Source organism: Acinetobacter nectaris CIP 110549, from assembly GCF_000488215.1.
GTDB lineage: Bacteria > Pseudomonadota > Gammaproteobacteria > Pseudomonadales > Moraxellaceae > Acinetobacter > Acinetobacter nectaris.
Window position 1 is genome coordinate 176,688 of record NZ_KI530712.1, and the last position, 25,935, is coordinate 202,622.

Below are 25,935 nucleotides of genomic sequence, written 5' to 3' on the forward strand. Positions count from 1 at the left end.
CGATGAGTTGAACTCATCGTAATATTTATAGATTAATTAAAACTCATAATTCATTCGTACAAGAAAGTTACGAGGTGTTCCAGGCATGGAAATTGAGCGCCAATAAGACGTATTTGTTATGTTGTTTACTGCTGCAGTAATACCCCAATGCTCATTTTTATAACCAATCGCAGCATCTAAGCGGTTGAATCCCGGAATCTTAGTGGCGTTGGTAATACCTGTATATTGAGAACCCATATAAGTGACACCTGTTTCGAGATAAACATTGTCTGTAGGTAAATAACGAATAAACAGATTACCTGTATTTTTTGCAACTAATGGTAGCGTGTTTCCAACATTTGTTGGTGTTGCCTTATCTTTTTTCACTTTTGCATCGGTATAACCATAACCACCACGGACAAAGACATTATCTATTAAGCGTCCAATAAAGCTAAACTCCAGACCTTTCGATTCATGTTGACCTGCAACAGCCCAATAGTCAGGACGGTTTTGGGAATCGGGTTGATAGCGAATATTATTTTTACGAATATCATAAATAGAGAATTGGGTATTGAGGCGGTTATTTAACCATGTACTTTTTATACCTGTTTCGTATTGTTCATTATATTGTGGCGCAGCATTTAAGACAGCAGTTTGATCTGATGGTACAGCATTTACCGCCATTGAGCCACCAAAAGGGGCAAAACTTTTGCTATATGACGCATAGAAGCTGTGGTTTTCATTTGGCTGCCATACAAAACCAATATTTGGGCTAGTTGAGCCATTGGTTTGGGAGCGATGCTCTGAAATAGGAATAATTTTCCCACTTTTGTCTTTACCAATATATTTATCTGAGGCAAAGTCATAGTAGTCATAACGTAGGCCAAGCATGACTTTAAACTGGTCATTTAAAGAAATAAGGTCTTGTAAGAATACGCCGTATGTTGTGCCTGTACTATAATTGTGAGTGTTATATTGTAAGTTACCCGATCCACGAGAGCTTAGACGTTCACCTGTCAATGGGTTTACAAACCCATAGATGAGAGAGCCATCTTTATTGGTATTTGCTAAATAAGGCTCACGTTGTTCATAAGAAATATCTGAACCTATAAGTAAATTATGTTTGATACTTCCTGTATTGAACTCACCCGAAATATCAAATGTATTGGTTGTTGTTTTATTTGCAGTTTGTTGCCAGTAGTAAATTTGTTGAATATACCCTTGATAACAACCCGCATTTTTTGCGGTTGGTTTGACATTGGTTGTACACATTGAGCCTGCATAAAAATGGTCAAAGTTCTGTTTAGCTTCTCTATAACTCAATGCCCAGTGGAATTTCCAATTTGGTAAGAATTCATATTTTAGATCAGTTCTTACCATTTGTAATTCGTCATTTACATAGTCCCCATCTTGTGCATAGCCCATTTTGATAGATGTACCTAAAGGGAGAATTGTAAAGTCAGGCCCACGATCTGGAATGCGGTGCAGTTTGTCGTAAGTATATTGAGTTGTCCATTTAACAGTTTGATCATCGTTTCGATAAGTAATACTTGGAGAAACCATAGTTTGGCGATTGTGGATCCCTTTTCGGAAGCTATCAGTTTCTGAGTATTCACTTGTGAGACGGGTAGCCCAATTATCATTAATAATATGGTTTAAGTCTAAAGTTGTACCTCTATTGTTCCAAGAACCGCCATATATACCAACTGTGCTTTTAGACTTAAAGTTTGCTTCTTTACTCACCATGTTAACAACACCGCCACCAGCACTACGACCATAAAGTACAGATGCAGGGCCTTTTAAGATTTCAATGCGTTCAATATTGGCTGTACTGCGGCGTACTTGTCCACTTTCACGGATACCATCTCGATAAATATCACCAGTATCTGCATTAAAACCGCGAATAGTAATTCCATCACCACGCATATCGTAGTTAGTAGAAACACCGGGCGTGCCTTGTAGCATGACACTTAAATCATTTGTGCCATAGATTTTATATTTTTGTACGTCAATGGTATCTATGGTTTGAGGGATATCTTTTTTCTTTAGTCCATTGCGTGAAACATTGGCTTCGTCATAATCAATATAGCTTTTAACAGGATCTAACTCACTCATCGCTTCAATTTTTATTGTAGGAAGCGTTGAAATTGTATTTGACTCAACTTCAGTTGCCCATGTCATTTGAACTTGAGAGATAAGTAATGCAATCAGGCTCAATTTAAATAAAGGGGGATGTGTGGGTGACATGGTAACTCCTAGGACTAATATTAATGCTAATAATTATCATTAGCTATAATTTGTGTCGCAGATTATATTCATAATCTATCCATATTTCATGATTTTTTTAAGAAAAATTTAATATTAAATGATTTTTTTGAAAATGTTTTAAATATCTTTATACCAATTAAAGACTTAAAAAGAAACTCATCATGTTGGATTAGTTTATAAGTAGGTTTTTCTTCTAGAAATACACCTGCTTTGAAAGGCTTTTCTATCGTTAGATTAGGCCATCGAATTATAAAATTCTTACGGATTATTCTTTGATTAAATACACTTTCACTGACTAGATTTTTATTCCAACGTAGCTTTAAATCAAATAGATCGACGAGCCAAAAAGGTGCGATTACTTCGATTACTTCGATTTTATGATCTTGCGTTAATCTAATTGCAATCGCAGTTGCTGTTTCTGGCCATAAAGAAAGTGCATGCCAAATAGAGCATAATGGTTCTATACTCTCATTTGGGTCGGTTTTGTACCAACAATGTACTTTTGCTTGGTTAACAACATCCCATTCATAAAAAGGAAATTTTTTGTGTAATGCATATGCTATATGATGTTGCACTTTGTCATTCACATCACTTGAATCATAATAAATAACATCAATTTCAGTAATTTTTTCATGACATCACATGTAAATGTGACCAAATACTGTTTCGGATAATACCTGCACAGATATAGCAATCATGATTTATCTTTACCAATTCCTTTAAGATGCTCAATATTTCTTTATGACTTAAAATAAATTTTTTAAGTTGATTTTGATAGGCTCGTTCTAATTGATGATTCAATCTATGGTTCCTCGATTTCTCTAAATTATTCATTAAATTTTAGCATCAACTATTGAAAAATAGGACATCGTACCTATATCTATATAGTCCTTTATTTGTATTAAAGGTAAATCTATTTAATTGAAATATAAAAATATATTGTTGAAATTACGAACCAAGACCTTATATATAATTTAAATGAAAATTTGTGAGGATAAAAACAATGCAATTTGAGAAATTCACAAAAGGGCTAACCAATGCTTTAACGACAGCACAGTCGTTAGCAACAGGCAAAGATCATACAGCAATAGATGCCATACATATTCTGGCAGTATTACTTGAAGATTCTGCAAATATTAGTCTTTTACAACAGGCAGGTGCTCGACTACCTGAACTGAAAGAAAAACTCACTCATGCTTTAAATAATGCACCAACAACTGCAACGCCAACAGGTGATGTCAATTTAAACCCTGATGCAGTAAAAGTTCTTAACTTAGCAGATCGGCATGCACAAAAAGCAGGTGATGGTTTTCTATCTACAGATTGGGTTTTACTTGCGATGACAGAAACTGCTTCTACAAAAGCAATTTTGTCAGATGTTGGTGTAAAAACAGCACAGCTACGTAGTGTAATTGAACATATTCGAGGAAATGAAAAAGTCATGAGTGATAACTACGAAGAACAACGTGACTCATTAAATAAATATACGATTGATTTAACAGAACGTGCACTGGCAGGAAAACTTGACCCTGTCATTGGTCGCGATGAAGAAATTCGTCGTACTGTACAAGTCCTTTCACGCCGTACTAAAAATAATCCAGTGCTGATTGGTGAGCCAGGTGTGGGTAAAACTGCAATCGTTGAGGGCTTAGCACAACGTATTGTCAATGGTGAAGTACCCGAAGGACTCAAAGGTAAACGTGTTTTATCTTTAGACTTAGGTGCATTACTAGCAGGTGCAAAATACCGTGGCGAGTTTGAAGAGCGTTTAAAAGCCGTTTTAAATGATCTTGCTAAACAAGATGGTCAAGTCATTTTATTTATAGATGAACTTCATACATTAGTTGGTGCAGGTAAAACGGATGGTGCAATGGATGCGGGTAATATGCTTAAACCTGCGCTTGCACGTGGTGAGCTTCGCTGTGTGGGAGCAACAACGCTTGATGAATATCGTCAATTTATTGAAAAAGATGCAGCATTAGAGCGTCGTTTCCAAAAAGTGTTAGTCGATGAACCAAGTGTAGAAGATACGATTGCGATTTTACGTGGTCTAAAAGAGCGCTATGAAGTCCACCATGGTGTAAAAATTTTGGACTCTGCAATTATTTCAGCAGCGAAAATGTCACATCGCTATATCACAGATCGTCAGTTACCTGACAAGGCAATTGATTTGATTGATGAAGCTGCATCACGTATTAAAATGGAAATTGACTCTAAGCCTGAATCTTTAGATCGGTTAGATCGTCGTATTATTCAGTTGAAAATGCAGCTTGAAGCAGTGAAAAAAGATGAGGATTCAGGTAGTCAAGCCGAGGTAAGACTATTAACAGGGCAAATTGATGAGCTACAACGTGAATATGATGATTTAGAGGAAGTTTGGCGCAAAGAAAAAACACTCGTTGAAGGTACAAAACAAGCACAAGTGAAGCTTGATCAAGCACGTATTGCACTTGAAAAAGCACAACGTGAAGGTAATTGGGCTGAAGCAAGCCGTTTGCAATATGGCGAAATTCCTGAACTTGAAAAAGCACTAGAGCAAGATGAAGTTGTTGAAGAAAATGAAGAGCCAAAACTCATTCGAACTAAAGTAACGGAAAATGAAATTGCAGAGGTTGTGAGTGCAGCAACAGGGATTCCTGTGGCTAAAATGCTTCAAGGAGAGCGAGAAAAACTACTTCAAATGGAGTCATTCTTGCATAATCGTGTGGTTGGGCAAGATGAAGCTGTACATGCCGTTTCAAATGCAGTACGCCGTTCTCGTGCAGGACTATCAGACCCGAATAGACCAAGCGGTTCATTCTTGTTCTTAGGTCCAACGGGTGTAGGTAAAACAGAACTGACCAAAGCATTGGCAAACTTCTTATTTGACAGTGATGATGCAATGATTCGTATAGACATGAGTGAGTTTATGGAGAAACACTCTGTGAGTCGCTTAGTTGGTGCTCCTCCGGGTTATGTTGGCTATGAGGAAGGTGGTGTTTTAACTGAAGCTGTACGCCGTAAACCTTATAGCGTTATTTTGTTTGATGAAGTAGAAAAAGCACACCCTGATGTTTTTAATATACTCTTACAGGTATTAGACGACGGTCGCTTAACAGACTCACAAGGTCGTATTATCGACTTTAAAAATACGGTTATTGTGATGACATCTAATTTAGGCTCGCAAGATGTACGTGAGCTGGGTGATCATGCTTCTGAAGATGAAGTGCGAACAGTAGTGATGAATGCGGTAAGTCAGCATTTCCGTCCTGAGTTTATTAACCGTATTGATGAGCTTGTGATCTTCCATGCACTGAAAAAGTCACAAATTCGTGGTATTGCAGACATTCAACTCGCTCGTTTACGCTCACGTTTAGAAGAGCGCGAAATTGGTTTGACTATAGATGACAGTGCATTCGATGTATTGATTGAGGCAGGGTTTGATCCAATTTATGGCGCACGTCCATTGAAACGTGCGATTCAACAGCAAATAGAAAATACATTGGCGCAGAAAATATTGGGTGCAGACTTTCAAGCGGGTGACAATATTGTGATTCGTGGTGAGGATGACCACTTAATATTTGATAAAATAAAGTTGAGCTAAAATCTGTTAAAAATCCCATCAACATATTTGGTGGGATTTTTTTATGACCTCTTATCAGTTAAAGAAAAGAAAACGTCAATCTAGTGAATGTGTTACACTGAGTCATCAGGAAGCAGCAACAATATGAGATGGACATGCAAAATATTTCATCTGAGGTTGACCGTTTTATAAAAATAAAAAACTTATTAAGTACGTTTATAGAAAAGCATGATTTCCGTCGTGTGAATCAGTACTATCAAGTCATTTATCAGAATAATTTAAAGTATATTGAGAAATATGATCTTCCATTGTATGAAGATGCCGTCTTGCTGAGAAGTTTTGATATTTTATTTTCTAATTTTGATTTAGATCAAGAGTCTTATCTTCAGCTATTGAATACATGGGTAATGGCTGATGAAGGGTTTTTAATTTGTATTCTTTTAGGGGACTATTGGGTGGAAGCTGCAATACAGTATGATTATAATAACTCAGATTTTAGTGAGATAAGAAAACTTTTTGTTGGTGTAAGTACGTATTGGTATTTAAAGGCTTTAGAGCATAATATTTTTGCGCCTGATATTTATATTTCTTTAATGGACTTATATGAAAAAACATTAGAAGTTTGTGATTTAAGAAAAATATATAAGGATTATGCTTTTAATGTAGGTGAGTATTCAAATCAGGCATTAAATATTTTTTATCAACAATTGGGTGAGCTTCCTTCTAGAGTACCACTACGTTTAGCACTCAGAGAACCTGTAGATGAAGAGTACAATCAGCCTAGTCTTTATTGGTTTAATCTAAGTATTGAGCGTCAGGTGTCAGTGATGGCTTTTTCTCGTTACTGTTCTAATTTACTTCATAAATATAATGGTAATTATAGAGAGGTTGATCTTTTTTTATATCAAGATATTTGTCAAAAACAATCTCATTTGCTATTACAGCAAATTTATTATCTTCGTTATATTCACGAATTTAAGCAAATATTTTCCTCTTCAGAGGGATTATATCTAGAAAAAATAAAAAATGCTCAAGAATTAATCGGATATTTTAATACATTGGTTTTGTCGAAAAGACAAATGGTTGACTGTTATGTTCAACAAATTTTATTTTATCAAGCATATTTAGACAGTGAGTGTGTTGAAACATCAGAAAAAGCGCAAATAAAACAGAAAATATATCAACTCGCGCAAAGTATTGTATTGGATTACGCTCCAGAATTTCAAAGCGAGGTGTCTTTACACCATGCTTTTTTAAAACAGCTTATTTTATTATTTTCAGATAAAACTTTACCTTTCATAGATGATGCTCATCTTCGAGGGAAAGTATTGTCATTAATTTGTATATGGCAATATAACATTAGCTTTATGACGTTAAGCCTCGCACTATTGGATGTACCAGATTGGGGAGTAGATCAAGACCTTCAAATTAGTTTTGAAAAAATTTGGCAAAAGAGAGCGCACCATCAATTTAATGCGCAATTAGAAGAAGCATGGCAATATTTATTATTGAGTGGTGAGTATGACGCTTTAATAAAACAGCTTATACAGTTTGCAAATGCAGGACATACACCAAGTATGATGCATTTGTTTAGCCTTTATTCAGGAAAACTTTTTCATTTTAATGTACCCCAATATATTAATTTAAAGCATGCCCAAGATTGGTTGGAAAAAGCACTTTTATGTAAGGATACAAATGCTTTAATGATTCAAGGACAAAGACTTTTAGAAAAGAGTCTAGATGAACTAAATGAAGAGATGAGAATACACTTTGCAGAAGAGGCTTTTAAATACTTAGAAGAAGTAGTTCACCATAACTTAGTTCAAGCTGAAGTGAGTTATGGACATGCAAAATTTATATTGCAAGATGAACATGAAAAAACATTGCTGCTTCAATTTTACTTTCCTACATTGTTAGAAAAATATAAATTTAATAAAGCTATACTTGCGCAAATAGCATATATTTATGCTTACGCAGCATATTACGGGTTAGGAATAGAAAGAAATCTTTACTTAGCTTATTATTGGGGGGGTAATGCGGTTTCTTTAGACCCAGTGAATGAGCGTTATCAAATATTGTATGCAAATTTAATTCAACCCACAGGTTGGTTTATGAAAAAAATACAGTATAAGAAAAGAATAAAAGTCTCTAGAGGTAATCTACCACTATGGATGAAACAGACGATTCCTATTTTTGAGCGACATTTGGTATTTTAAAGCAATTTATGCTGTCAATTTACCGATGAAAATCAATTAAATTTTTAGATTATTTTGCATGGCATACGAGAAAAATGATTTTTTATTGTCTTGTTCTGATTAAGTTTATTATTGGATTTTTCATTGTTATTGTTCATTTGAATATCTCAGGAAAAACACAACTTTCTCAAATGACACCAGTCGACTTTATTGGAAACTTTGTATTGGGAGGAATTATTGGTGGTGTTATTTATACGCAGGCGATTCCTCTCTATGAATATATTTTGGTACTTTTAATCGGCGTTTGTTTGATTTCTGTTCTTAATTATATTTCTAAGCATGTATATTTACTGAGAAATTTTACTATTGGTGAGCCTATACCTATTATAAAAAATAGTAATTTTCTAATGAATAATATTTTAAAAAAGAAAAATAAGATTGATATTATTAATATTATTTCACAACTGCATTCGCAAGGAATATATTCTTTTGAAGAAGTATATTATGCACAAATTGAGCCGAATGGTCAGCTCACTGTCATCTGTGACCCTTCAAAAATGCCTTCAGTTATTCTTATTAAAGAAGGTACTTTAAGAACCAATGAACTAGAGCATATTAAAAAAAATGAATATTGGTTGATGATGCAAATTGCTCAGTTCAACTTAGATTTAGAAGATATATTTATTGCGGAATTTTGGAATAAGAAGTTACGTTTTATCTTAAATGATGGTTCTGTACATGAAAAGATGATCTAGTATTTCACTAGACCATCTTTTTATATGCATTATTGTTGAATAAAAGCCAATAAATCTTTATTAATTGTTTCAGCTTCTGTGGTTGGCATACCATGAGGAAATTCTGTATACATGATGAGTGAGCTATTCGGTAATAGGTCAGCAGATTTGAGACCAGATACTTCATATGGAACAATTTGATCATCTTTACTGTGCATGACAAGTACAGGGATTGTGAGTGACTTTAAGTGTGAGGTGAAGTCCGTCTGAGAGAAGGCAACAATACCATCATAATGTGCTTTTGCACCGCCCATCATACCTTGTCGCCACCAATTTAATATAATTGCTTCTGATGGTTTTGCACCTTCTTTGTTGTATCCATAAAATGGCCCAGAAGCGATGCTGTAGTAAAACTCAGAGCGATTGGTTGCTAGATTTTTTTGAAAGTCATCAAAAACCGCTTTTGGTACACCATTTGGGTTTTTATCTGTCTGTATAAGGAGTGGGGGAACTGCGGCAATCAGTACAGCTTTCGATGCTCTTTCCTGACCATATTTATTTAGATAATAAACAACTTCACCACCACCTGTAGAATGTCCAATGTGAGTCGCTTTATCAATTTTTAAACCGCTAATCACGGCATCTACATCATCTGCATAGTGTTCCATATCATGCCCATCGGATACTTGTGTAGAGCGTCCATGTCCTCTGCGGTCATGTGCAATAACACGGAAACCTTGACCTACAAAGAAAAGAAGCTGGTTGTCCCAGTCATCTGAACTTAATGGCCAACCATGATGAAAAAATAGCACAGGTGCATCGCGAGGTCCCCAGTCTTTATAAAAAATTTGTATGTTATCTTTAGTTGTTATATAGCTCATGTTGTACTCCTTCGTTATTTTAACTTTTAAATATTTTTATATAAGGAATAGGTTACAACAAACTTCTTTCAGTTCTCTTTACATCGCCATTATTATTTTGTGTAGAGGTTGTAAAAAGCCGAATCAGTTGATTCGGCTTTTTTTATTATTTATACAGAGAAATGTCTAATTTTCCATGAGCGATGGATTTTTTGGTTACGTTTGAAATCTTGCCCAATTGTTTCATTGGTAATTTCAACAACATCGAACATACCTTCGATTTCTTCATCCATCTCAAAGCCACGGTAGTTATTTGAGAAATATAACGTACCATCTGTCGTTAAACGATTCATCGCACGTTTAAGTAAAGACAAATGGTCACGTTGTATATCAAATGTGCCGTAGAACTTCTTAGAGTTAGAGAAGGTTGGTGGATCAATAAAGATGAGATCATATTGCTCATGACCTTCTTTGAGCCAATCGAAGCAATCGCTAGCAAAGAACATATGTTGTTCATCTGCATGGTCTACAGTCAAACCATTTAAAACAAAGTTCTCTTTAGACCAGTTTAAATACGTGTTTGAAAGGTCAACACTGGTTGTACTCGCAGCACCACCTAAAGCAGCATGTAAGCTAGCTGTGGATGTATAGCTATATAAGTTCAGGAAGTGTTTTCCTTTGGCTTCTTGTGCAATACGTAAACGCATTTGACGATGGTCTAAGAACAGACCTGTATCTAGATAGTCTGTTAAGTTGACTAAAAGGTTGGCACGACCTTCTTTAACTACAAAGCGTTTAGATGCAGTGCTTTGTTTTTCATATTGAGTTTTACCCGATTGGCGCGCACGTGTCTTAATGAATATGGCATCACGGTTAAGACCTGTGACAGCACGAATGGCAGCCAGTGCAAGGTTAAAACGTTTTTTTGCTTTTTCAGGGTCGATTTGTTTTGGTGGTGCATATTCTTGAACATGTAAACGGTCGCCGTATAGGTCAACTGCAACATTGAAGTCAGGCAAGTCTGCATCATATAAACGTAGACAATAGATGCCTTCATTCACAGCCCACTTTTTCAAAGCTGTCATATTCTTTTGCAAGCGGTTGGCAAAGTCCTGCGCACCTTCAATTTCAACAGGTTGACTAGACCATTTAGCAAGGAATGGCTGATTGTTTAGCAGTGGTTTGATTTGCCCAAAACGCGTATAAATTGGTAATTTACCATTCATTAAACGTAATGTTTGCGTTGCATCAAATGCCAGTACATCGGCCTGTTCAATTTGTGCAGCAATAACCGCAGCATGTTGGTTAGGGAAAGCCTTTTGAAGTAAAGCAGAAATACCTAAATATAATGCGCGATTTGATGCTTTGTCACCTAAACGCTCACCGTAAGGTGGGTTGGTCACAATAAATGCTTTTTCATCGGTTTCTAAATTAAAAGCAGGCCAGTCCGCTAGTGTACGTTCTTCAATTTTAATGTTATCTAAAATACCTTCAAAACCTGCTGCAATAAGGTTTTGTCGAGTTGCTTTTACAGCATCCCAATCGGCATCATATGCATAGAATTTCGGTAATGGTTTTTCGAGTGCATCATGATGTCTTTGTGTAGCTTCTGCTTTTAAACTCATCCAAAGCTCATGGTCATGACCATGCCAACCATTGAAACCAAATCGTCTTACTAAACCGGGTGCACGGTCGGTCAGAATCATGAGTGATTCAATAATAAATGTACCTGAGCCACACATTGGATCGAGTACAAGGTTCGGCTGAAGATCTTTTAATTTTGCTTTGTGTAGAATTGCAGCAGCTAAATTTTCTTTAATCGGTGCATCTGTCATGACCTGACGGTAGCCACGTTTATGTAGAGAGTCACCCGATAAATCTAAGCAGTAATAATGCTTTGTTTTTCCTGCAAGAATGTAGAGTGTAATTTCAGGTTGTTTAATGTCGATGCTTGGACGGCGTCCGACAGTTTCCATAAAACTATCGACCACACCATCTTTGACACGTAGGGTGGCAAATTGCGTATTTACTTTAATGTCACGCTCTACGTGAAGGCGAATCGCAAATGTACTTTGTGGTGCAAAAATTAAAGACCAGTCAAAGTTAACAGCACCTTCAAATAGCTCTTCTGCCACATCACGGACGTCATGTGAATGTTCAATTGCATGCTCATAAATTGGCATGACAACGCGAGATGCAAGGCGTGACCACATGCAAATACGATAAGCAGTCTCTAACGTTCCTTTGAAAATTAAACGACCAGCTTTACGTTCTACATCGGTCGCACCGAATTGAGCAATTTCTTCTTCTAATAACAGCTCTAAGCCATCGGCACAAGTAACCCAATAAGTAGATAAACGTTGCGGTGAATTCATGCAAACTTCCAAACCAAAACAAGCAAACGAGGATTTTAACGCATTTTGCCCTACTTTGGCTTGTGTTATTTGTGGCTTTTTTACATGGAGATGACTGCGAATTATTTTTATTTTCCGATACAATATGTCAACTTAGCGCAAGACAAAGGAATCATTGATGCATTTCGCAAAATTGCATACTCCAAGTCAGATTCAACTTAACCAATATGGTCATTTGAAACACTTTGTAACGATCGAAGGGCTATCGAAAGAAACCTTGACCAAAATATTGGATACAGCCGAAACTTTTATTAATGATAATAACCAATTAATTACATCTCCCGTTTTAGAAGGTAAAACGGTGATGAATCTTTTCTTTGAAAATTCTACGAGAACAAGAACAACTTTTGAAGCGGCTGCAAAGCGCCTTTCTGCCAATGTTTTAAATATTGATATTGCCCGATCAAGTACGTCTAAGGGGGAAACATTACGAGATACCCTCTGGAACTTACAAGCCATGGCAGCTGATATTTTTGTCGTGCGCCACTCCTCATCGGGAGCGGCGCATTTTATTGCCAAAGATGTTTGTCCGAATGTCGCAATTATTAATGCAGGGGATGGTCGTCATGCGCATCCAACACAAGCCATGCTTGATATGCTGACGATTCGTCGAGAAACAAAAAAACCTTTTGAAGAGTTAAGTGTCGCAATTATTGGTGACATTAAACACTCACGTGTCGCACGTTCGGATGTGGCTGCATTACAAACGCTTGGATGTCGTGACATTCGTGTGATTGCACCAAATACATTGCTGCCATATGGTTTTGAAGAATATGGGAGTGAAGTGCGTTTATTTAAAGATATGAACGAAGGTGTGAAAGACTGTGATGTGATTATGACTTTACGTATTCAAAATGAGCGTATTGACTCGCCCGCACTTGCTTCTCAACTTGAGTTTCACAAGATGTATGGTTTGAATGATGCACGATTGGCACTGGCAAAGCCTGATTGTATCGTGATGCATCCGGGGCCTATGAATAGAGGTGTAGAAATTACTTCTAAGATTGCGGATGGATCACAAGCAGTGATTTTAAATCAGGTAACCAACGGTATTGCTGTGCGTATGGCTGTACTTGCATTGTCTATGCAAGGACAGCTTCAAGAGCAAGGCCTAATCGATTCAATTGCACTTTAAGGAATAAAACATGACAACTGTAAAAATTGAAAATGTACGCATCCTTGATCCTGTTACACAGACAGATGCAATTGAAACGGTATATCTTAACAATGGTAAGCGCGTTTCTCACTTAAAAGAAGTTGCACATGTGGTTGATGGGCAGGGCAAATGGCTCATGCCAAGTATGGTCGATTTGTGTGCACGTTTAAGAGAACCGGGACAGCAGCAACATGGAACACTTGCTTCGGAAGGCAAAGCCGCACGTTCGGCAGGTATTTTACATATTTTAACACCACCAGATTCAAAACCAATCGTGCAAGACAACGGCGCGTTGATTCATGGCTTGGTTGAAAAAGCATGGAATGATGGCAAAATCCACCTTGCAATTATTGGGGCACAGACCCAAGGCTTACAAGGAAAGCAGCCTGCAAATATGGCAGGGCTTAAAAAAGGAGGGTGTCGTTTTGTATCGAATGCAAATGCACCTTTTGCTGATGATGATGTGGTTTTACGTACGCTTGAATATGCAGCAGGGTTAGATTTAACGGTTGTATTTTATGCAGAAGAGCCACAGATTGCGAAAGATGGCTGTGTGCATGAAAGCTTTGTTGCGTCGCGTCAGGGTTTGCCCATGATTTCGCCATTGGCTGAAATGGTTGCTGTTGCAAAATATCTATTAATGATTGAAGCAACTGGTGTAAAAGCACATTTTAGTTTGTTGTCTTGTGGTGCATCTGCAGATTTAATTCAAGCTGCAAAAGAAAAAGGGTTACCTGTGACCGCAGATGTGGCAATGCATCAATTGCATCTGACTGACGAGCTAATTGATGGATTTAACGCTTTGGCACATGTGAGACCACCTCTACGTGCATTAAATGATCGTGAGAAGCTAAGGGAAGCGGTGAAAACGGGTGTCATTGATGCCATTTGTACGCATCATGAACCCTTAAGTGGTTCAGCCAAGCTCGCACCTTTTGCCGAGACTGAAGCAGGTATCAGTGCTTTTGATAGTTATTTACCATTAGGCATTCAACTTGTTAAAGAAAATGTACTTACGCCGTTAGAGTGGGTAGAAAAAGTAACACTTGCACCTGCAATGGTTTCGAATATGGTTGAACAATGGCAGGCGACTGCTGGTTGGGTTTTGCTTGATCCAGAACAGTCTTGGGAGTTAACCGAAGATTCAATTCTTTCTCAAGGGAAGAATACGCCGTTACTTGGTCACACCATGACAGGTCGTGTGGTGGAAACTTTCTATCCGCAAGTATAAATTGCAAAAGCCCATAGATCTCATCAGGAATATGGGCTTTTATTTGTCTAATACTTGATAGCCTGCAAACAATGCAATCACTAAAAATAATAATGGTGGAATATATGAAAGATAAGGGCTTGAATGGCTAAAACGGCTAAAGTAATGCTGTGCAAGTATAGCCATACTTATATTGACACAGAGCCCACTTAAATTAAAAAGCATACCGTAGCCGAATAAGTATGGCCATACATGGGTTGCATGCTGTGGGACAAATTGAGGCAGTAAACTGAAGAAGAATAATCCAATTTTAGGGTTTAATAGTGTAATTAGCATGGCCTTTAGAAAAACATACTTTGGTTGTGTTCTTATATGATAGGTGTGAGAAGTATGTGCTACTTTTTTTCTAGGCCAAGATTTGAGGGCTAATATCATTAAGTACAAAATACCTACGATTTCTAGGCATGTATATATAATTGGAAAGGTCTGAAAGAAGAAAGAGAGACCAAATGCAGTCGCAGCAACATAAAATAAAACACCTAGCTCGATACCAAGAGCAGCTTTAATCGCAGATCTTCTACCATTGATAATGCTTTCATTCATAATAAACAGCATGGCAGGGCCAGGCGTTAAATTAATGACAAGCGCTGTCGCAAGAAAGTAGAAAAAGTTTAGTGTTATCATGGTGTCCTAAAAGAATAAGGGCATTGCTCTTGCACCAATGCCCTGATGAGGTAGTACTTATTTCTTTTTACGCTTTATGCGTTTAAAAACGGTTGAATTGTCAGTTACAGCAGCTTCTTTCGTCTTTGGACTCTTTTTAGATTCTTTTTTCTTCTTTTTCGGTTTTTCTTCCTCTTCTTCAATTTCACCATCTTCAATGGCTTGCCAATAGTTTAATTGATCCATTACTGCTGCATAAATTGAACCTTTGGTGTATTCACCTTTTTTATCCAATTGACCAACAGGTTGTGCCATTAAAATTTCAAGTGCTTGGTCAATGGTTTCTATCGCATGCACATGGAATTTACCTGCTTTCACATCATCAATAATATCTTGACGTAGCATGAGGTGTTGCATATTTTGCCAAGGAATAATGACACCTTGTTTTCCTGTAAATCCTTGTAGACGGCAGGCATCATAAAAACCTTCAATTTTTGCATTCACACCGCCAATTGGTTGAACTTGCCCAAGTTGGTTCATAGAGCCTGTAATTGCCCATGACTGGTCAATAGGTAATTGACTAATTGCAGAAATGAGAGCTGAAAGCTCCGCGACGGTAGCGCTGTCACCATCGACTTGTCCATAGCTTTGTTCAAATGCTAAAGCAGCAGAGAAGTGTAAAATTTGCTCACGTCCAAAATGTGCTTTTAAGAAGCTAGACATGAGTAGTACACCTTTAGCATGCAATGAGCCGCCCAGTTCGACACTGCGCTCGATATCTAGAATATCTCCACCACCTTGATATACAGATGCTGTTAATCTTGATGGTAGACCAAACTCAACATCTGCATAATGAATGACAGAAAGTGCATTAATCTGACCTAAGCGGTGTCCTTGAGTTTCTATAAGCTGTGTACCACGTGTTAAATCTTGCCAGTACAGTTCTCGTAAGTAGCCCAAACGATATTGGCGATGTTGCAATGCCATATTAATATGTTCACTGCTTACAGTTTTTTCATTGGCCTGTAAGGCATGATGATGTGATTCTCGAATAAGATCGCCCAAGGTGGATGCGTGTAGAGAAAGAGAGCTTTGATCTTCCGCTTGTCGACTCGAGTCTGTTAATAGTGCAGAGAGTGCAGAACGGTCAAAAGGAAGCAATTTGTCGACCTGTACGTAATCTGCGATGAGTTGCATATATGCTTTTTCATTTTCATCATTACGCTCAAGTGTATCTGTGAAGTCAGCACGTATTTTAAAGACGCTGCCTAACTCAGGTTCGGCTTCTAAAATTTCATAGTAAATTTCAGGTTCTGCAAGTAGAACAACTTTAAGCTGTAGTGGAACAGACTCTGGTTCAATAGATATGCTACCTGTTAGGGTAAGCATATGTTCTAGTGAAGAAAGTTTGAGTTGTCCTGATTTTAATGCACGTTTTAAACCTTGCCATGCATAAGGTTGTTCGAGCAAATGCTCTGCTTCTAAAATGAGAAAGCCACCATTTGCACGGTGTAGTGCACCCGGACGAATCAGTGTAAAGTCAGTGGTAATCGTTCCATTTTGTGTGAGCTGTTCTACATGACCGAGCAGATTGTAATGTGTCGGAAAGTCTTCAAAGATAACAGGCGCACCGCTATTTGGGGTGTTGCTTACAATCACATTGGCTTGATAGCGTGAAGGAATTCGGCTGAATTGAGCAGGTGAGAAGTCATCTTCATTCTGCTCTAAAATAAGTTCAACATGATCGATCACATCATTGGCATAATGTTCTAAATAGTGGTGTAGACCTTCGACATGTTTATGTTTCTTTAAAATTTGCTCAATTTTAGGAATAACAATTTCTTGGGCAACTTCTTTATTTAAGTCTGAAACGCGATCTCGTGCATCATCTTCAAGGTCACCTAAGTGTAAGCCTAATCGTTCTAGCTTTTTATCCATATAACGGAGGTTTGTTGAAATTTCTGCACGCTCTTCGTGGCTAAGTGCATCGATTTCTTCTTGTGTAATTTCATGAACTGCGTTGTCTTTAACATGAACAGGAACAAAGCAATTTTGTTCATTACGTGAAACAAGCTTTACGCCCATTGTTTCACCTTCTTTGGTGAGTTCTATGAGCGCTTCTTGCTGTTCTTTCCCAGTTTGCTGACGAATTTTTTCGATACATTCACGATAGTTTTCAGAGCTAAAACGGCGCTCTAAGTGTTTCAACATGGTTTGCCATGTTTCTTCAAGCTGTTTCTGAAACTTATTGGCTTGACCTGCAGGGAAGCGTAGAACAATAGGTTGTCTAGCATTTACAAAGTTATTTAAATATACCCAGTCATCAGGTGTAGGCATCGTTTTAGCATGTTGTTTGAGTAGGCGCTTAATCATTGTACGCTTACCTAGGCCTGCTGTACCTACAGCAAAGATATTATAGCCTGAATAAGGCAAAGCAATTCCTGCCTCAACAGAAGCACGTGCGCGGTCTTGCCCTAAAAAATTATTTAGAGGCTTAATACGTCGTGTAGAAGCAGGTATTTTATTTAATTTTGGTATATGTGTGAGTTGTTCTGGTTTTAAAGCCGTCTTTTTTAGTGTTTTTTGAATACTTGATTGATCAAAAGCGGATTTCAAAGGATGTTGGAGTTCTGAGTTTTTTGTCACGGTGTTTACTGGTAATACTGAATTCATCTGATCACATCTATGAGTAAGTAAGAAATCCAAAACTAAACATGAATTGGTTCCATTAAAGGTATACAGATTTTATATTAAAGATCAAGAAAACGAAGTGAAAAAAATAAATTTAACAATTGTACGGTTGCAACAGTTCAGAGAAAAGTTTTGAATATCAGTTTTATATATTAAATATTACTGACAGATAAGATGAAAACTTCTAGCCAAGACTGGGCTCAGGCCTTTCGGGCATTTTTAGATCGCCGTGCTTTGATTATGCTTTTTCTCGGATTTTCAGCAGGCGTTCCAATTTTACTTATTTTTTCGAGCTTATCGTTGTGGTTGGGAGAGGCAGGGGTAGATAAAAGTGCAGTCACTTTTTTTAGTTGGGCTGCATTAGGTTATTCATTTAAATTTGTTTGGGCACCATTGATTGATGAGCTTCCTGTACCAATTTTAACAAGAATACTCGGTAGACGTAGAGCATGGTTGCTTATTGCGCAACTATTAATTATTGCATCTATTGCAATTATGGCATGCTCAGATCCTTCTTTAGGGAGTAGCTATCTCGTTCAGATGGCCGTTGGTGCGGTTTTACTTGGATTTTCAGCAGCAACGCAAGACATCGTTATTGATGCATACCGAATAGAGCTTGGTGATGCACAAATGCAAACTGTGCTTGCATCAACCTATAATGCAGGTTATCGAATAGGAATGATTGTTGCAGGCGCAGGTGCTTTATTTCTTGCAGGATGGCTAGGTACATCAAAGGGTAATTATATTTATAGTGCTTGGAAATATACTTATTTGGTTATGGCAGGAGTCATGCTAATTGGTGTACTTACGACGCTATTTATTCGTGAGCCCAATGTGCAAAGAAATCATAAAAACTATCAAACTACCGATTATTTACGTCTAGTTGTGGTGTTTTTCATTGCAGTTTCTAGTTTTGTTGTGAGTTATATTTATTTTGGACAACTTGTCGAGTCATTAAATAAATTATGGGCTATTCATGATGGTGCATTATTATTTTTAATTGAAATGTTTCGGTTTCTTCTTTCTGTGGCAATTTCACTTTGCATAGGTGCATGCCTTGTTAAATTTGGTGTAGTAAAGAAGAAAATGGCGATAGATACATGGATTACGCCAGTACAAGACTTCTTTCAACGCTATGGCGTTAAGCTTGCGCTTTTCTTACTTTTACTTATCGGGTTTTATCGTATATCAGATATTATTGCTGGTGTAATTTCAAATGTATTTTATCAAGATTTAAACTTTACCAAAGAGCAAATTGCTGAAGCAGTGAAAGTTTATGGTGTTATTTTCTCGTTACTGGGTGGTTTTCTAGGTGGATTGCTTGCGCAACGTTTTAACATTATGAGATTGATGTTCATTGGTGCTATTTTTGCAAGCGCTACAAATTTAATGTTTATTGGTCTTGTAAAGTCGGGTCAACCTCTCAGTGATGTACATATTCAACTTGGACAGCAATCTTTTACAGCACAACCTGATGATGTTGGATATTGGCATGTAGATATTCCAAGCTCTGGCTTCAAAAATGAACATGCAATTTTGGTCGAGGCTGCTTATCAAACAAAGCCTGAAAGTGTTATAAAAGCATCACTTCCATTTTTATTGAGTGGAGATTCTCAAAAACAAATACAGCTATTGCCCCTTCCACATCAGAATGTTTTAAACCAAAACTCTATTGCTAAAGAGATTGTCATCAAAGGACAGTATTATATTGGCTCTTCAGATCGTAGTGATAGCCGTATTGTCATTCATATTGGTGAACGTAACTTTCCTGCAAAGTTAGACAATCATGGTAATTTTTCTGTGGCAGTTGATGGGCAATACTTAGCATCACAGAATAATCCTGTTATAGAGGCAGCTTTATACAACCAAGCAAATACCGAAATTGCAAAAACACAATTACAGTATGAAGTGTCTTCACGAACAAATTCTGATCTTGATGTAGATATTAAGCCACTGAGTGTAGTGAATGTAGACCAAGCGCAGTCTATTCGAGTTGAAGGGAAAGTTATAAAGTCATATAGCTCTACATGGCTTTACTTTGCAATTATGATTGATAATTTGGCTTCAGGACTTGCAGGTGCTGCTTTTATTGCATTTTTGTCAAGTTTAACCAGTGTATCTTTTACTGCTGTACAATATGCAATATTCAGCTCATTAATGACACTAACACCCAAAATTTTAGGTGGCTATTCAGGCACAATAGTGACTCATATCGGTTATCCTAAATTTTTCTTAATGACAGCAGTACTAGGAATTCCTATTCTTGTATTGGTCTTATGGGTTGCCAAATTGTTAAAAGAGCATGAAGCGATTAAAACTGAAAAAGGATAAGCAATTATGCGAATGTTACATACTATGTTACGTGTAGGCAATTTAGAGCGTTCATTGGCTTTCTATACTGAAGTACTTGGTATGAAACTACTGCGTCAGCGTGATTATGAAGAAGGACGCTTTACTTTGGCATTTGTGGGCTATGGTGATGAAGACTCACATACAGTATTAGAACTGACATATAACTGGGATCAGAGCGAGTACACCTTAGGTGATGCATATGGTCACATTGCTATTGGTGTAGATGATGCATATGTTGCATGTGATGAAATTAAAGCAAAAGGTGGCCGTGTTGTTCGTGAAGCAGGGCCAATGAAAGGTGGCGTAACAGTAATAGCTTTTGTTGAAGATCCTGATGGTTATAAAGTTGAATTGATTCAGCAAGATCATAATGCAAGAAATAATTAAATTTTGCACTTTAGAAACTTAGAAATAAAGTTAGCTAATGTAAATAAAAGCGCGTATAATAGTTGCACTTGTTGAGCCTAGCCCTAGCCAAATGTGTTTCGGTGGGCCCAAAAGAATGGTCTGTTATGGTGTTGGCCTGTATTCTTTGAATACCTTTCCTCTAATATTAGAGAGCGGTCAATTGCGATGACAGCGTAGCCTTTCTTAACCTAGGAGTAATCGACCATGCGCGCCGGTATTCACCCAAAATATGAAAAATTAGTTGCAACTTGTTCATGCGGTAACGTTATTGAAACTAAATCTTCAGTAGGTAAAGATACACTTTACTTAGACGTATGTTCAGCATGCCACCCATTCTACACTGGTAAGCAAAAGAGTGTTGACACTGGTGGTCGTATTGACAAATTCAAACAACGTTTCTCTGGTATGTCTCGCTCTATCAAGCGTTAATACTTTAGAAATAGAGTTTAAAAAACGGGCATATAGCCCGTTTTTTTATTAGTCTTGTTTATCGAGTAGTCTATCTAGTTTCTTTTGGAAATAGCTTCCTTGTAAGAAGCGAGCATCTACATTCCAAGCATTAGCAAAAGTACTCATGCTATTTAGCTGATTAAGAACAAAGTTTGTTCTTTCACTTCGTTCAGCGTAATAAGTGAGATGCTCTTGTAGTTTTTCTAAGTCTTCTTCATGATCAAGCGCAAGTGTAAGTTGATCATCTAAGTAACATAGGCTTGGTTGTAATTTTTCGAGTAATTGACTATGTGTCTGAATATTCGTCCCAAACTGACGAAGAGCAATTTCAATTCCCATACTTTGTAGTGTCTGCCATATTGAATGTGAGGCCAAATCTGTGGCAATAATATCTGGTGCACTAAATTTCAGAATGAGAGAATTACTGCTCGCATGGCTAAGCATAGAAAGTATTTTCTTCAATAGGGGAATAAGCTGATCACCACCAGATAAAATTTGTGTATTTAGGTTGATAATAAGCTTAGTTTCAGGGTGCTGAACAGAATAATTACTGAGTTGCTTACATGCTTCTACAATAACCCAACGGTCTAGAATAACAGACAGTGCTTGAGATTCACGTAGATCATCTAAAGCAATTAAATCTAACCATTCATTTTTATGAATAATTCCGCTAAATACTTCATAAGTATATAGTTGAGCATCAAGCTTATCATAGAGCTGTTGATATTTTAGATGAATATTTCCATCAGCCAACGACTGTTTAATATTATCAATAATTTTTTCTTCAACGACAAATGTTGACGATGCAGCTTGGCTAATTTCAGATATTTCGATATCCGCACTAAATTTAATCTCAGAGGTAATTTCTGTATTTTCTTTAAATGATAAAGGATTACTTAATGCTTGAATATAATGTTGATTGAACTGCTCTTGTGATTCAATGGGCTTCGTAAGCGTAGTTGCCCCAAGATAAAATGAAATAGTGTAATTGTTTTGATTAATTTCAATAAGATTTTCTTTACTAAGATGCTCAATACTCATTAGTTTAGAGTGAAGCTGACTTTCATTACTTGCTTGTACTAAGCCAATATAAGTAGAGGGTGTAAGCTTTACGACGGCATTCTGAATTTGTTCATGCAAAAAGGTATTGATTGCACTGATATATTTTTCAACTTCATTTGTTGGAAGCTGAGACAGATGTATTCTTTCATCAGAAGATATATTTAAAGAAAGAAGAATTAAGGTATTAAATGCTAAATTTTCATTTTTAATTTTATGGTTGATAGACTCATAGCTGATATTTGCTGAACTGCTTTCTTTTGTTGCATCTTGTTGGTTGATAATTAGACGTAAACCATCATTTTCATTATTAGGAATAAAATTTAGATGAAGTTCACGATTATTTAATGCAATATTTTTGGATTGAACAATAAAGCTTTCTGCAGAAGGTTGAGGTTGATTTACTTTCTTAAAGCTTTGTTTAAATGTCTGAATATCTTCAGGCTGTAGTAAGTCTAATAGTGGAAGACCAATAATTTCATCTTCATTATTTAGATGGAAAAGCTTCAAATACTCTTCATTTGCCTCCATATGAATACCTTCTTGTATGAGGGCAACGGCATTTGAGTTCTCTTTTGCAGTAGTTTTAATCTGAGCATCAAACCGTTCTAGTTCTTCTTCTAATTTATGTTGAGATTGAATGGTTTTACTAAAAGAAAAAGTACGTAGCAAGCCGACATAAAACCGATCAGGATAATCTAAATTAAATAGATCATAAACGCCTTTATTAATATATGAAATGTACTGTTCCGAGCTATAGTCTTCTGGATTTAATAGAAGAAGAGGAACTTGTGGTTGTTGAGAAGCCTGTATGAGTGTAATTGCTTGCTCAACTTTAAAGTCATATGCACGACCAAAGAGAATAATGTCCCAAGATAGATTCAGTTTTTTTTCAAAATTCTGAAGATCATCGAGTAATGTTGCTTCGACAGTATGTTTTTTATCTAAAAGTAATTGAGTAATTTGATTATACCGGATTTGGTTATCATCAATAATGAGCAATCGTATTTCAGAATGTTTTAGCTTGTTTGGTAAAAAAGAATTTCTCATTTAAGACTGTCCCATAAATCCAATTTCTTAATAGATTCAGCATGCCACTGAATAAAAGAGTTTAATTTAGTTGTATCAAGATCATCGAGTAAATCAAAGTCTAAAAGTGTGAAACTTTGATTAATTAGCTTTGCATTTGTTAAATAAATTTTAATTTCATCTGTCCCTAGACGTAAAGTAATACTTTGCTGTTCTTTAAAGAGTTGTGATCCAGGAACAATAATTGATAAAGAGGTTTCATTTAAAACATCTTTTTTTACGAGAAGTGCAGGATGGTAAGATGTAGATGATTTATTTACAAATAATTGAACAGCACATGGAGTAATGTCTTGTGAAAGGATTTCAATACCAAACTCAATGTGTTGACTATCCACCTGCTTTAACCAACGAATAACACCAGCACGCCAAGGGCTTTGTTTATTCTCTTGAACAAGTATAAGCTCTCCTGTTCGGAGCTGTTTAGGAATATCTCCTGACCATTTCATACGGTAACCATTGACACTAATATCAATGATGGTACAGCTATAAACCTGTCGTTTATTTTCATCATCTAAAATAGGTTTTCTAGATTTAGAGCTATGGCTTTTTGGGGATGTAACTTTATCTTCAGGCTTCGATTCAATTTCCCAAGTAGACTGTATATCTGTATGCCAAGAAGATAAGAATTGAGATTCAGAGGTTGCTTTAAAATCTTTTTCTTTTTGCAGCGTATCTTCAAATGGGGTTGCATTGGAAAGATAGTAATGTGCAGACTGTAGGCTAAAGGTAATTTGAATACTTGATGTAAAATTATAACGTTCAAAACGTCGTTCTGGTGAGTTATTTAATATATTAAGTATGTGGAATACAAGCGATGGTGTAAGGTTATCTTTTTCTAGCTTTGACAGAGACTTATGGCCCGGTAGATTGACTAGATTTATGTGTTCATAGAGTGCTTGAGTTTCTAAAAATAATCTTTGATGATCACTTTCATTTTGGAAGTTATTAATAATAGGAGGGAAGTCCTTATTCAAATTAATAACATATCTAGATAAAGAACTTTCTTTTGTTGTAACTTTAATAAGCTTAATCCACTGAAAACTACATTGATAGAGTTCATAGATTTCGACAGGACGGAGTTGATGTGTATTTAATAAATCAAGTAAATTGATCTGTTTATATAAATCGAGAATTGTATTTGTAGATGAAATACTCGATGTAAATTTACTTTTGTCTTTTATTTCTTGATCTTCAAAGTTATGTTGTCGGGCTAAGTCATATAGCTGGTGAGCACAGCGCCATTGACCAACTCTTGCACTTTTATAAAGTAATAGCTGCTGATATTTCAGTAGGTTTAATTGCTCAAGTGCTAAATAGAGACTAATTAGTCGAATTTGTTGTAAATTTTTCCTTTTAAGCATTGAGAAAATTGAGAAATTTGTATTTTCTAAGATATCACTAAGCTCAAAAGTAATATGATTATATATTCTTGCGAGGTAGCTTCTAAAGAGCTGTGTAAGGTCAGTAACACCTTCTTGATGGCCAGAGTTGACCATATAGCCAGAAATAAAATTTTTCTCTAAGAAGCTAATCGTTTGTTCTAATAATGGATGTAAAATTTGAATAAGCTGATATTTAATATCAGCTTGGCATTCTAGCTCAGAGATTTCAATAATTGCATTGAGTAGTGCTTTAGATGAATCTCCCAGTTGTGACGAATTAAGCTGTTCAGCCCATTGCTGTATGCTTTTCATATTTGTGTCACAAAAACTGAGTGTTTCACGAGTTATTTTGTTTGATATCGCAAAAAAATCCGGAGATAAATTTTGAGTATCCATACTTCACCAACTTATGCCATTGAATTCCCATATATAGGGGTCTTATTTCGTTCCCCTGCAATTTCACGAACCAGTTTAGGAACCAAGTAGCCTGGTAAATTTGCAAGTACTTCAGTATAGATACTTTCAATATACTCAGAATCTAAGTCGAAGTGATGAGCGCCTTTAACTTTATCTAGTACGTGAAGGTAATAGGGAATGATATGAGCGTCAAAAAGACGATAACTTAAATTTACCAGTGTTTGGGCTGAATCATTTACACCTTTTAATATGACAGATTGATTAAACATCATAATATTGGGATGTATGAGAGATTTTAATTGCGAAACTGTAAAGTCATCTAACTCATTTTCATGGTTACAGTGTAACACCAGTATAATACGTAGCCTACTATTTTTTAATAAATATGTGAACTCGTTGTCAATTCTTGAGGGAAGAACGATAGGGGTACGTGAGTGTATTCGTAATATTTTAATCTGCTCAATAGATTCAATACGCTTTAACCATATCGATAATTTTTGATTGGTCAGCGTTAGAGGGTCTCCACCACTTAAAATAATTTCATTTATTTCAGGACGAGCCTCAATATATTGTTTGATGTTTTCCCAATCTTGATTTTTAGGTAAGTTTTCTTGATAGGGAAAGTGTCGGCGAAAGCAGTATCGACAATGAACGGCACAAGCGCCAGTGAGGGTTAGAAGAAATCTAGATTTATACTTATGTAGAACACCTGGAAGTTGGTTTGCTTCTTCTTCACCGAGAGGGTCTACAACATAACCTGCATGTTCTTCTAACTCTAGATGGTGAGGTAAAATTTGGAGAAGTAACGGGTCATATGCATCGCCTTTTTTTATTTTTTGAACAAAAGAGCGAGGTACTCGAAGTTTAAATGCTTCTGAGGCGAGGATAGAACCTGATAATAATTGATCTTTTGAGAGCGACAACTCATCTAGTAACTCATTTGGGTCTGTAATTAAGTTACTTAGTTCAGTTTTCCAGTTTTGCTCTTGGTACAAATAGTTTATCATGCCACTTGCTGAAAAAAATGCTAGTCTAGCATTAATTTA

17 protein-coding genes are annotated in these 25,935 nt (G+C 36.5%); 8 read left to right on the plus strand and 9 right to left on the minus strand.

Annotated elements, in window-relative coordinates; all coding sequences use genetic code 11:
• Positions 1–36: 36 nt before the first annotated feature.
• Entirely contained in the window at positions 37–2,226 is a 2,190-nt protein-coding gene (locus P256_RS00950; protein ID WP_023271798.1) for a TonB-dependent receptor, read from the minus strand.
• A gap of 86 nt (positions 2,227–2,312) precedes the next feature.
• Positions 2,313–2,822, minus strand: coding sequence for a nucleotidyltransferase family protein (locus P256_RS12920; protein ID WP_265596951.1), 510 nt, complete (start codon positions 2,820–2,822; stop codon positions 2,313–2,315).
• 428 nt (positions 2,823–3,250) lie between these two features.
• Here P256_RS12920 and clpB point away from each other — a divergent pair, with 428 nt between their 5' ends.
• From clpB to P256_RS00970, 3 genes are all read left to right on the plus strand, one after another.
• Entirely contained in the window at positions 3,251–5,830 is a 2,580-nt protein-coding gene (gene clpB, locus P256_RS00960) for an ATP-dependent chaperone ClpB (RefSeq protein ID WP_023271800.1), read from the plus strand.
• Positions 5,831–5,964: 134 nt separating this feature from the next.
• A complete protein-coding gene (locus P256_RS00965) occupies positions 5,965–8,025 on the plus strand; it encodes a hypothetical protein (RefSeq protein WP_023271801.1) in 2,061 nt (686 codons plus the stop codon).
• Positions 8,026–8,099: 74 nt separating this feature from the next.
• Complete coding sequence (locus P256_RS00970; RefSeq protein WP_023271802.1) at positions 8,100–8,759, plus strand: DUF421 domain-containing protein; 660 nt, start codon at positions 8,100–8,102, stop codon at positions 8,757–8,759.
• Between the two features lie 29 nt (positions 8,760–8,788).
• Here P256_RS00970 and P256_RS00975 read toward each other — a convergent pair whose 3' ends face one another.
• Positions 8,789–9,619, minus strand: coding sequence for an alpha/beta fold hydrolase (locus P256_RS00975; protein ID WP_023271803.1), 831 nt, complete (start codon positions 9,617–9,619; stop codon positions 8,789–8,791).
• 149 nt (positions 9,620–9,768) lie between these two features.
• Positions 9,769–11,973 (minus strand): bifunctional 23S rRNA (guanine(2069)-N(7))-methyltransferase RlmK/23S rRNA (guanine(2445)-N(2))-methyltransferase RlmL, encoded by a 2,205-nt coding sequence (gene rlmKL, locus P256_RS00980; protein ID WP_023271804.1) that lies wholly within the window; start codon positions 11,971–11,973, stop codon positions 9,769–9,771.
• A gap of 157 nt (positions 11,974–12,130) precedes the next feature.
• Between rlmKL and P256_RS00985 the strand changes: the two genes are divergently transcribed.
• Both P256_RS00985 and P256_RS00990 read left to right on the plus strand, forming a co-directional pair.
• Positions 12,131–13,147: an aspartate carbamoyltransferase catalytic subunit gene (locus tag P256_RS00985; RefSeq protein ID WP_023271805.1), complete on the plus strand. Its 1,017-nt coding sequence runs from the start codon at positions 12,131–12,133 to the stop codon at positions 13,145–13,147.
• A gap of 10 nt (positions 13,148–13,157) precedes the next feature.
• The gene (locus P256_RS00990; protein ID WP_023271806.1) at positions 13,158–14,399 is read left to right on the plus strand and encodes a dihydroorotase; all 1,242 of its coding nucleotides are present in this window, start codon (positions 13,158–13,160) and stop codon (positions 14,397–14,399) included.
• Between the two features lie 39 nt (positions 14,400–14,438).
• Here P256_RS00990 and P256_RS00995 read toward each other — a convergent pair whose 3' ends face one another.
• Positions 14,439–15,062, minus strand: coding sequence for a LysE family translocator (locus P256_RS00995; protein WP_023271807.1), 624 nt, complete (start codon positions 15,060–15,062; stop codon positions 14,439–14,441).
• A 57-nt stretch (positions 15,063–15,119) separates the two neighbouring features.
• Positions 15,120–17,714: a Lon protease family protein gene (locus P256_RS01000; protein ID WP_023271808.1), complete on the minus strand. Its 2,595-nt coding sequence runs from the start codon at positions 17,712–17,714 to the stop codon at positions 15,120–15,122.
• Between the two features lie 192 nt (positions 17,715–17,906).
• On the opposite strand from P256_RS01000, the gene P256_RS01005 reads away from it, so the two are divergent.
• The 3 genes from P256_RS01005 (at position 17,907) to rpmE (ending at position 20,921) form a co-directional block, all read left to right on the plus strand.
• Positions 17,907–20,063 (plus strand): AmpG family muropeptide MFS transporter, encoded by a 2,157-nt coding sequence (locus tag P256_RS01005; protein WP_023271809.1) that lies wholly within the window; start codon positions 17,907–17,909, stop codon positions 20,061–20,063.
• A gap of 6 nt (positions 20,064–20,069) precedes the next feature.
• A complete protein-coding gene (gene gloA / locus P256_RS01010) occupies positions 20,070–20,471 on the plus strand; it encodes a lactoylglutathione lyase (protein WP_023271810.1) in 402 nt (133 codons plus the stop codon).
• 225 nt (positions 20,472–20,696) lie between these two features.
• Positions 20,697–20,921, plus strand: coding sequence for a 50S ribosomal protein L31 (rpmE, locus tag P256_RS01015; RefSeq protein ID WP_023271811.1), 225 nt, complete (start codon positions 20,697–20,699; stop codon positions 20,919–20,921).
• A 48-nt stretch (positions 20,922–20,969) separates the two neighbouring features.
• Here rpmE and P256_RS01020 read toward each other — a convergent pair whose 3' ends face one another.
• The 3 genes from P256_RS01020 to epmB all read right to left on the minus strand — a co-directional run bounded on the left by P256_RS01020 (position 20,970) and on the right by epmB (position 25,896).
• Positions 20,970–23,051 (minus strand): EAL domain-containing protein, encoded by a 2,082-nt coding sequence (locus tag P256_RS01020; protein WP_023271812.1) that lies wholly within the window; start codon positions 23,049–23,051, stop codon positions 20,970–20,972.
• The gene (locus tag P256_RS01025) at positions 23,048–24,784 is read right to left on the minus strand and encodes a GTPase (RefSeq protein WP_228130220.1); all 1,737 of its coding nucleotides are present in this window, start codon (positions 24,782–24,784) and stop codon (positions 23,048–23,050) included. Before P256_RS01025 ends, P256_RS01020 begins: the two co-directional genes overlap by 4 nt.
• A gap of 95 nt (positions 24,785–24,879) precedes the next feature.
• The gene (gene epmB / locus P256_RS01030) at positions 24,880–25,896 is read right to left on the minus strand and encodes an EF-P beta-lysylation protein EpmB (RefSeq protein WP_023271814.1); all 1,017 of its coding nucleotides are present in this window, start codon (positions 25,894–25,896) and stop codon (positions 24,880–24,882) included.
• Positions 25,897–25,935 lie beyond the last annotated feature (39 nt).

Excerpts from the sequence above, each read along its gene's own strand:
- P256_RS00950 (WP_023271798.1), bottom strand. The coding sequence starts at position 2,226 with ATGTCACCCACACATCCCCCTTTATTTAAATTGAGCCTGATTGCATTA.
- clpB (WP_023271800.1), top strand. The coding sequence starts at position 3,251 with ATGCAATTTGAGAAATTCACAAAAGGGCTAACCAATGCTTTAACGACA.
- P256_RS00965 (WP_023271801.1), top strand. The coding sequence starts at position 5,965 with ATGCAAAATATTTCATCTGAGGTTGACCGTTTTATAAAAATAAAAAAC.
- P256_RS00970 (WP_023271802.1), top strand. The coding sequence starts at position 8,100 with ATGATTTTTTATTGTCTTGTTCTGATTAAGTTTATTATTGGATTTTTC.
- P256_RS00975 (WP_023271803.1), bottom strand. The coding sequence starts at position 9,619 with ATGAGCTATATAACAACTAAAGATAACATACAAATTTTTTATAAAGAC.
- rlmKL (WP_023271804.1), bottom strand. The coding sequence starts at position 11,973 with ATGAATTCACCGCAACGTTTATCTACTTATTGGGTTACTTGTGCCGAT.
- P256_RS00985 (WP_023271805.1), top strand. The coding sequence starts at position 12,131 with ATGCATTTCGCAAAATTGCATACTCCAAGTCAGATTCAACTTAACCAA.
- P256_RS00990 (WP_023271806.1), top strand. The coding sequence starts at position 13,158 with ATGACAACTGTAAAAATTGAAAATGTACGCATCCTTGATCCTGTTACA.
- P256_RS00995 (WP_023271807.1), bottom strand. The coding sequence starts at position 15,062 with ATGATAACACTAAACTTTTTCTACTTTCTTGCGACAGCGCTTGTCATT.
- P256_RS01000 (WP_023271808.1), bottom strand. The coding sequence starts at position 17,714 with ATGAATTCAGTATTACCAGTAAACACCGTGACAAAAAACTCAGAACTC.
- P256_RS01005 (WP_023271809.1), top strand. The coding sequence starts at position 17,907 with ATGAAAACTTCTAGCCAAGACTGGGCTCAGGCCTTTCGGGCATTTTTA.
- gloA (WP_023271810.1), top strand. The coding sequence starts at position 20,070 with ATGCGAATGTTACATACTATGTTACGTGTAGGCAATTTAGAGCGTTCA.
- rpmE (WP_023271811.1), top strand. The coding sequence starts at position 20,697 with ATGCGCGCCGGTATTCACCCAAAATATGAAAAATTAGTTGCAACTTGT.
- P256_RS01020 (WP_023271812.1), bottom strand. The coding sequence starts at position 23,051 with ATGAGAAATTCTTTTTTACCAAACAAGCTAAAACATTCTGAAATACGA.
- P256_RS01025 (WP_228130220.1), bottom strand. The coding sequence starts at position 24,784 with ATGAAAAGCATACAGCAATGGGCTGAACAGCTTAATTCGTCACAACTG.
- epmB (WP_023271814.1), bottom strand. The coding sequence starts at position 25,896 with ATGATAAACTATTTGTACCAAGAGCAAAACTGGAAAACTGAACTAAGT.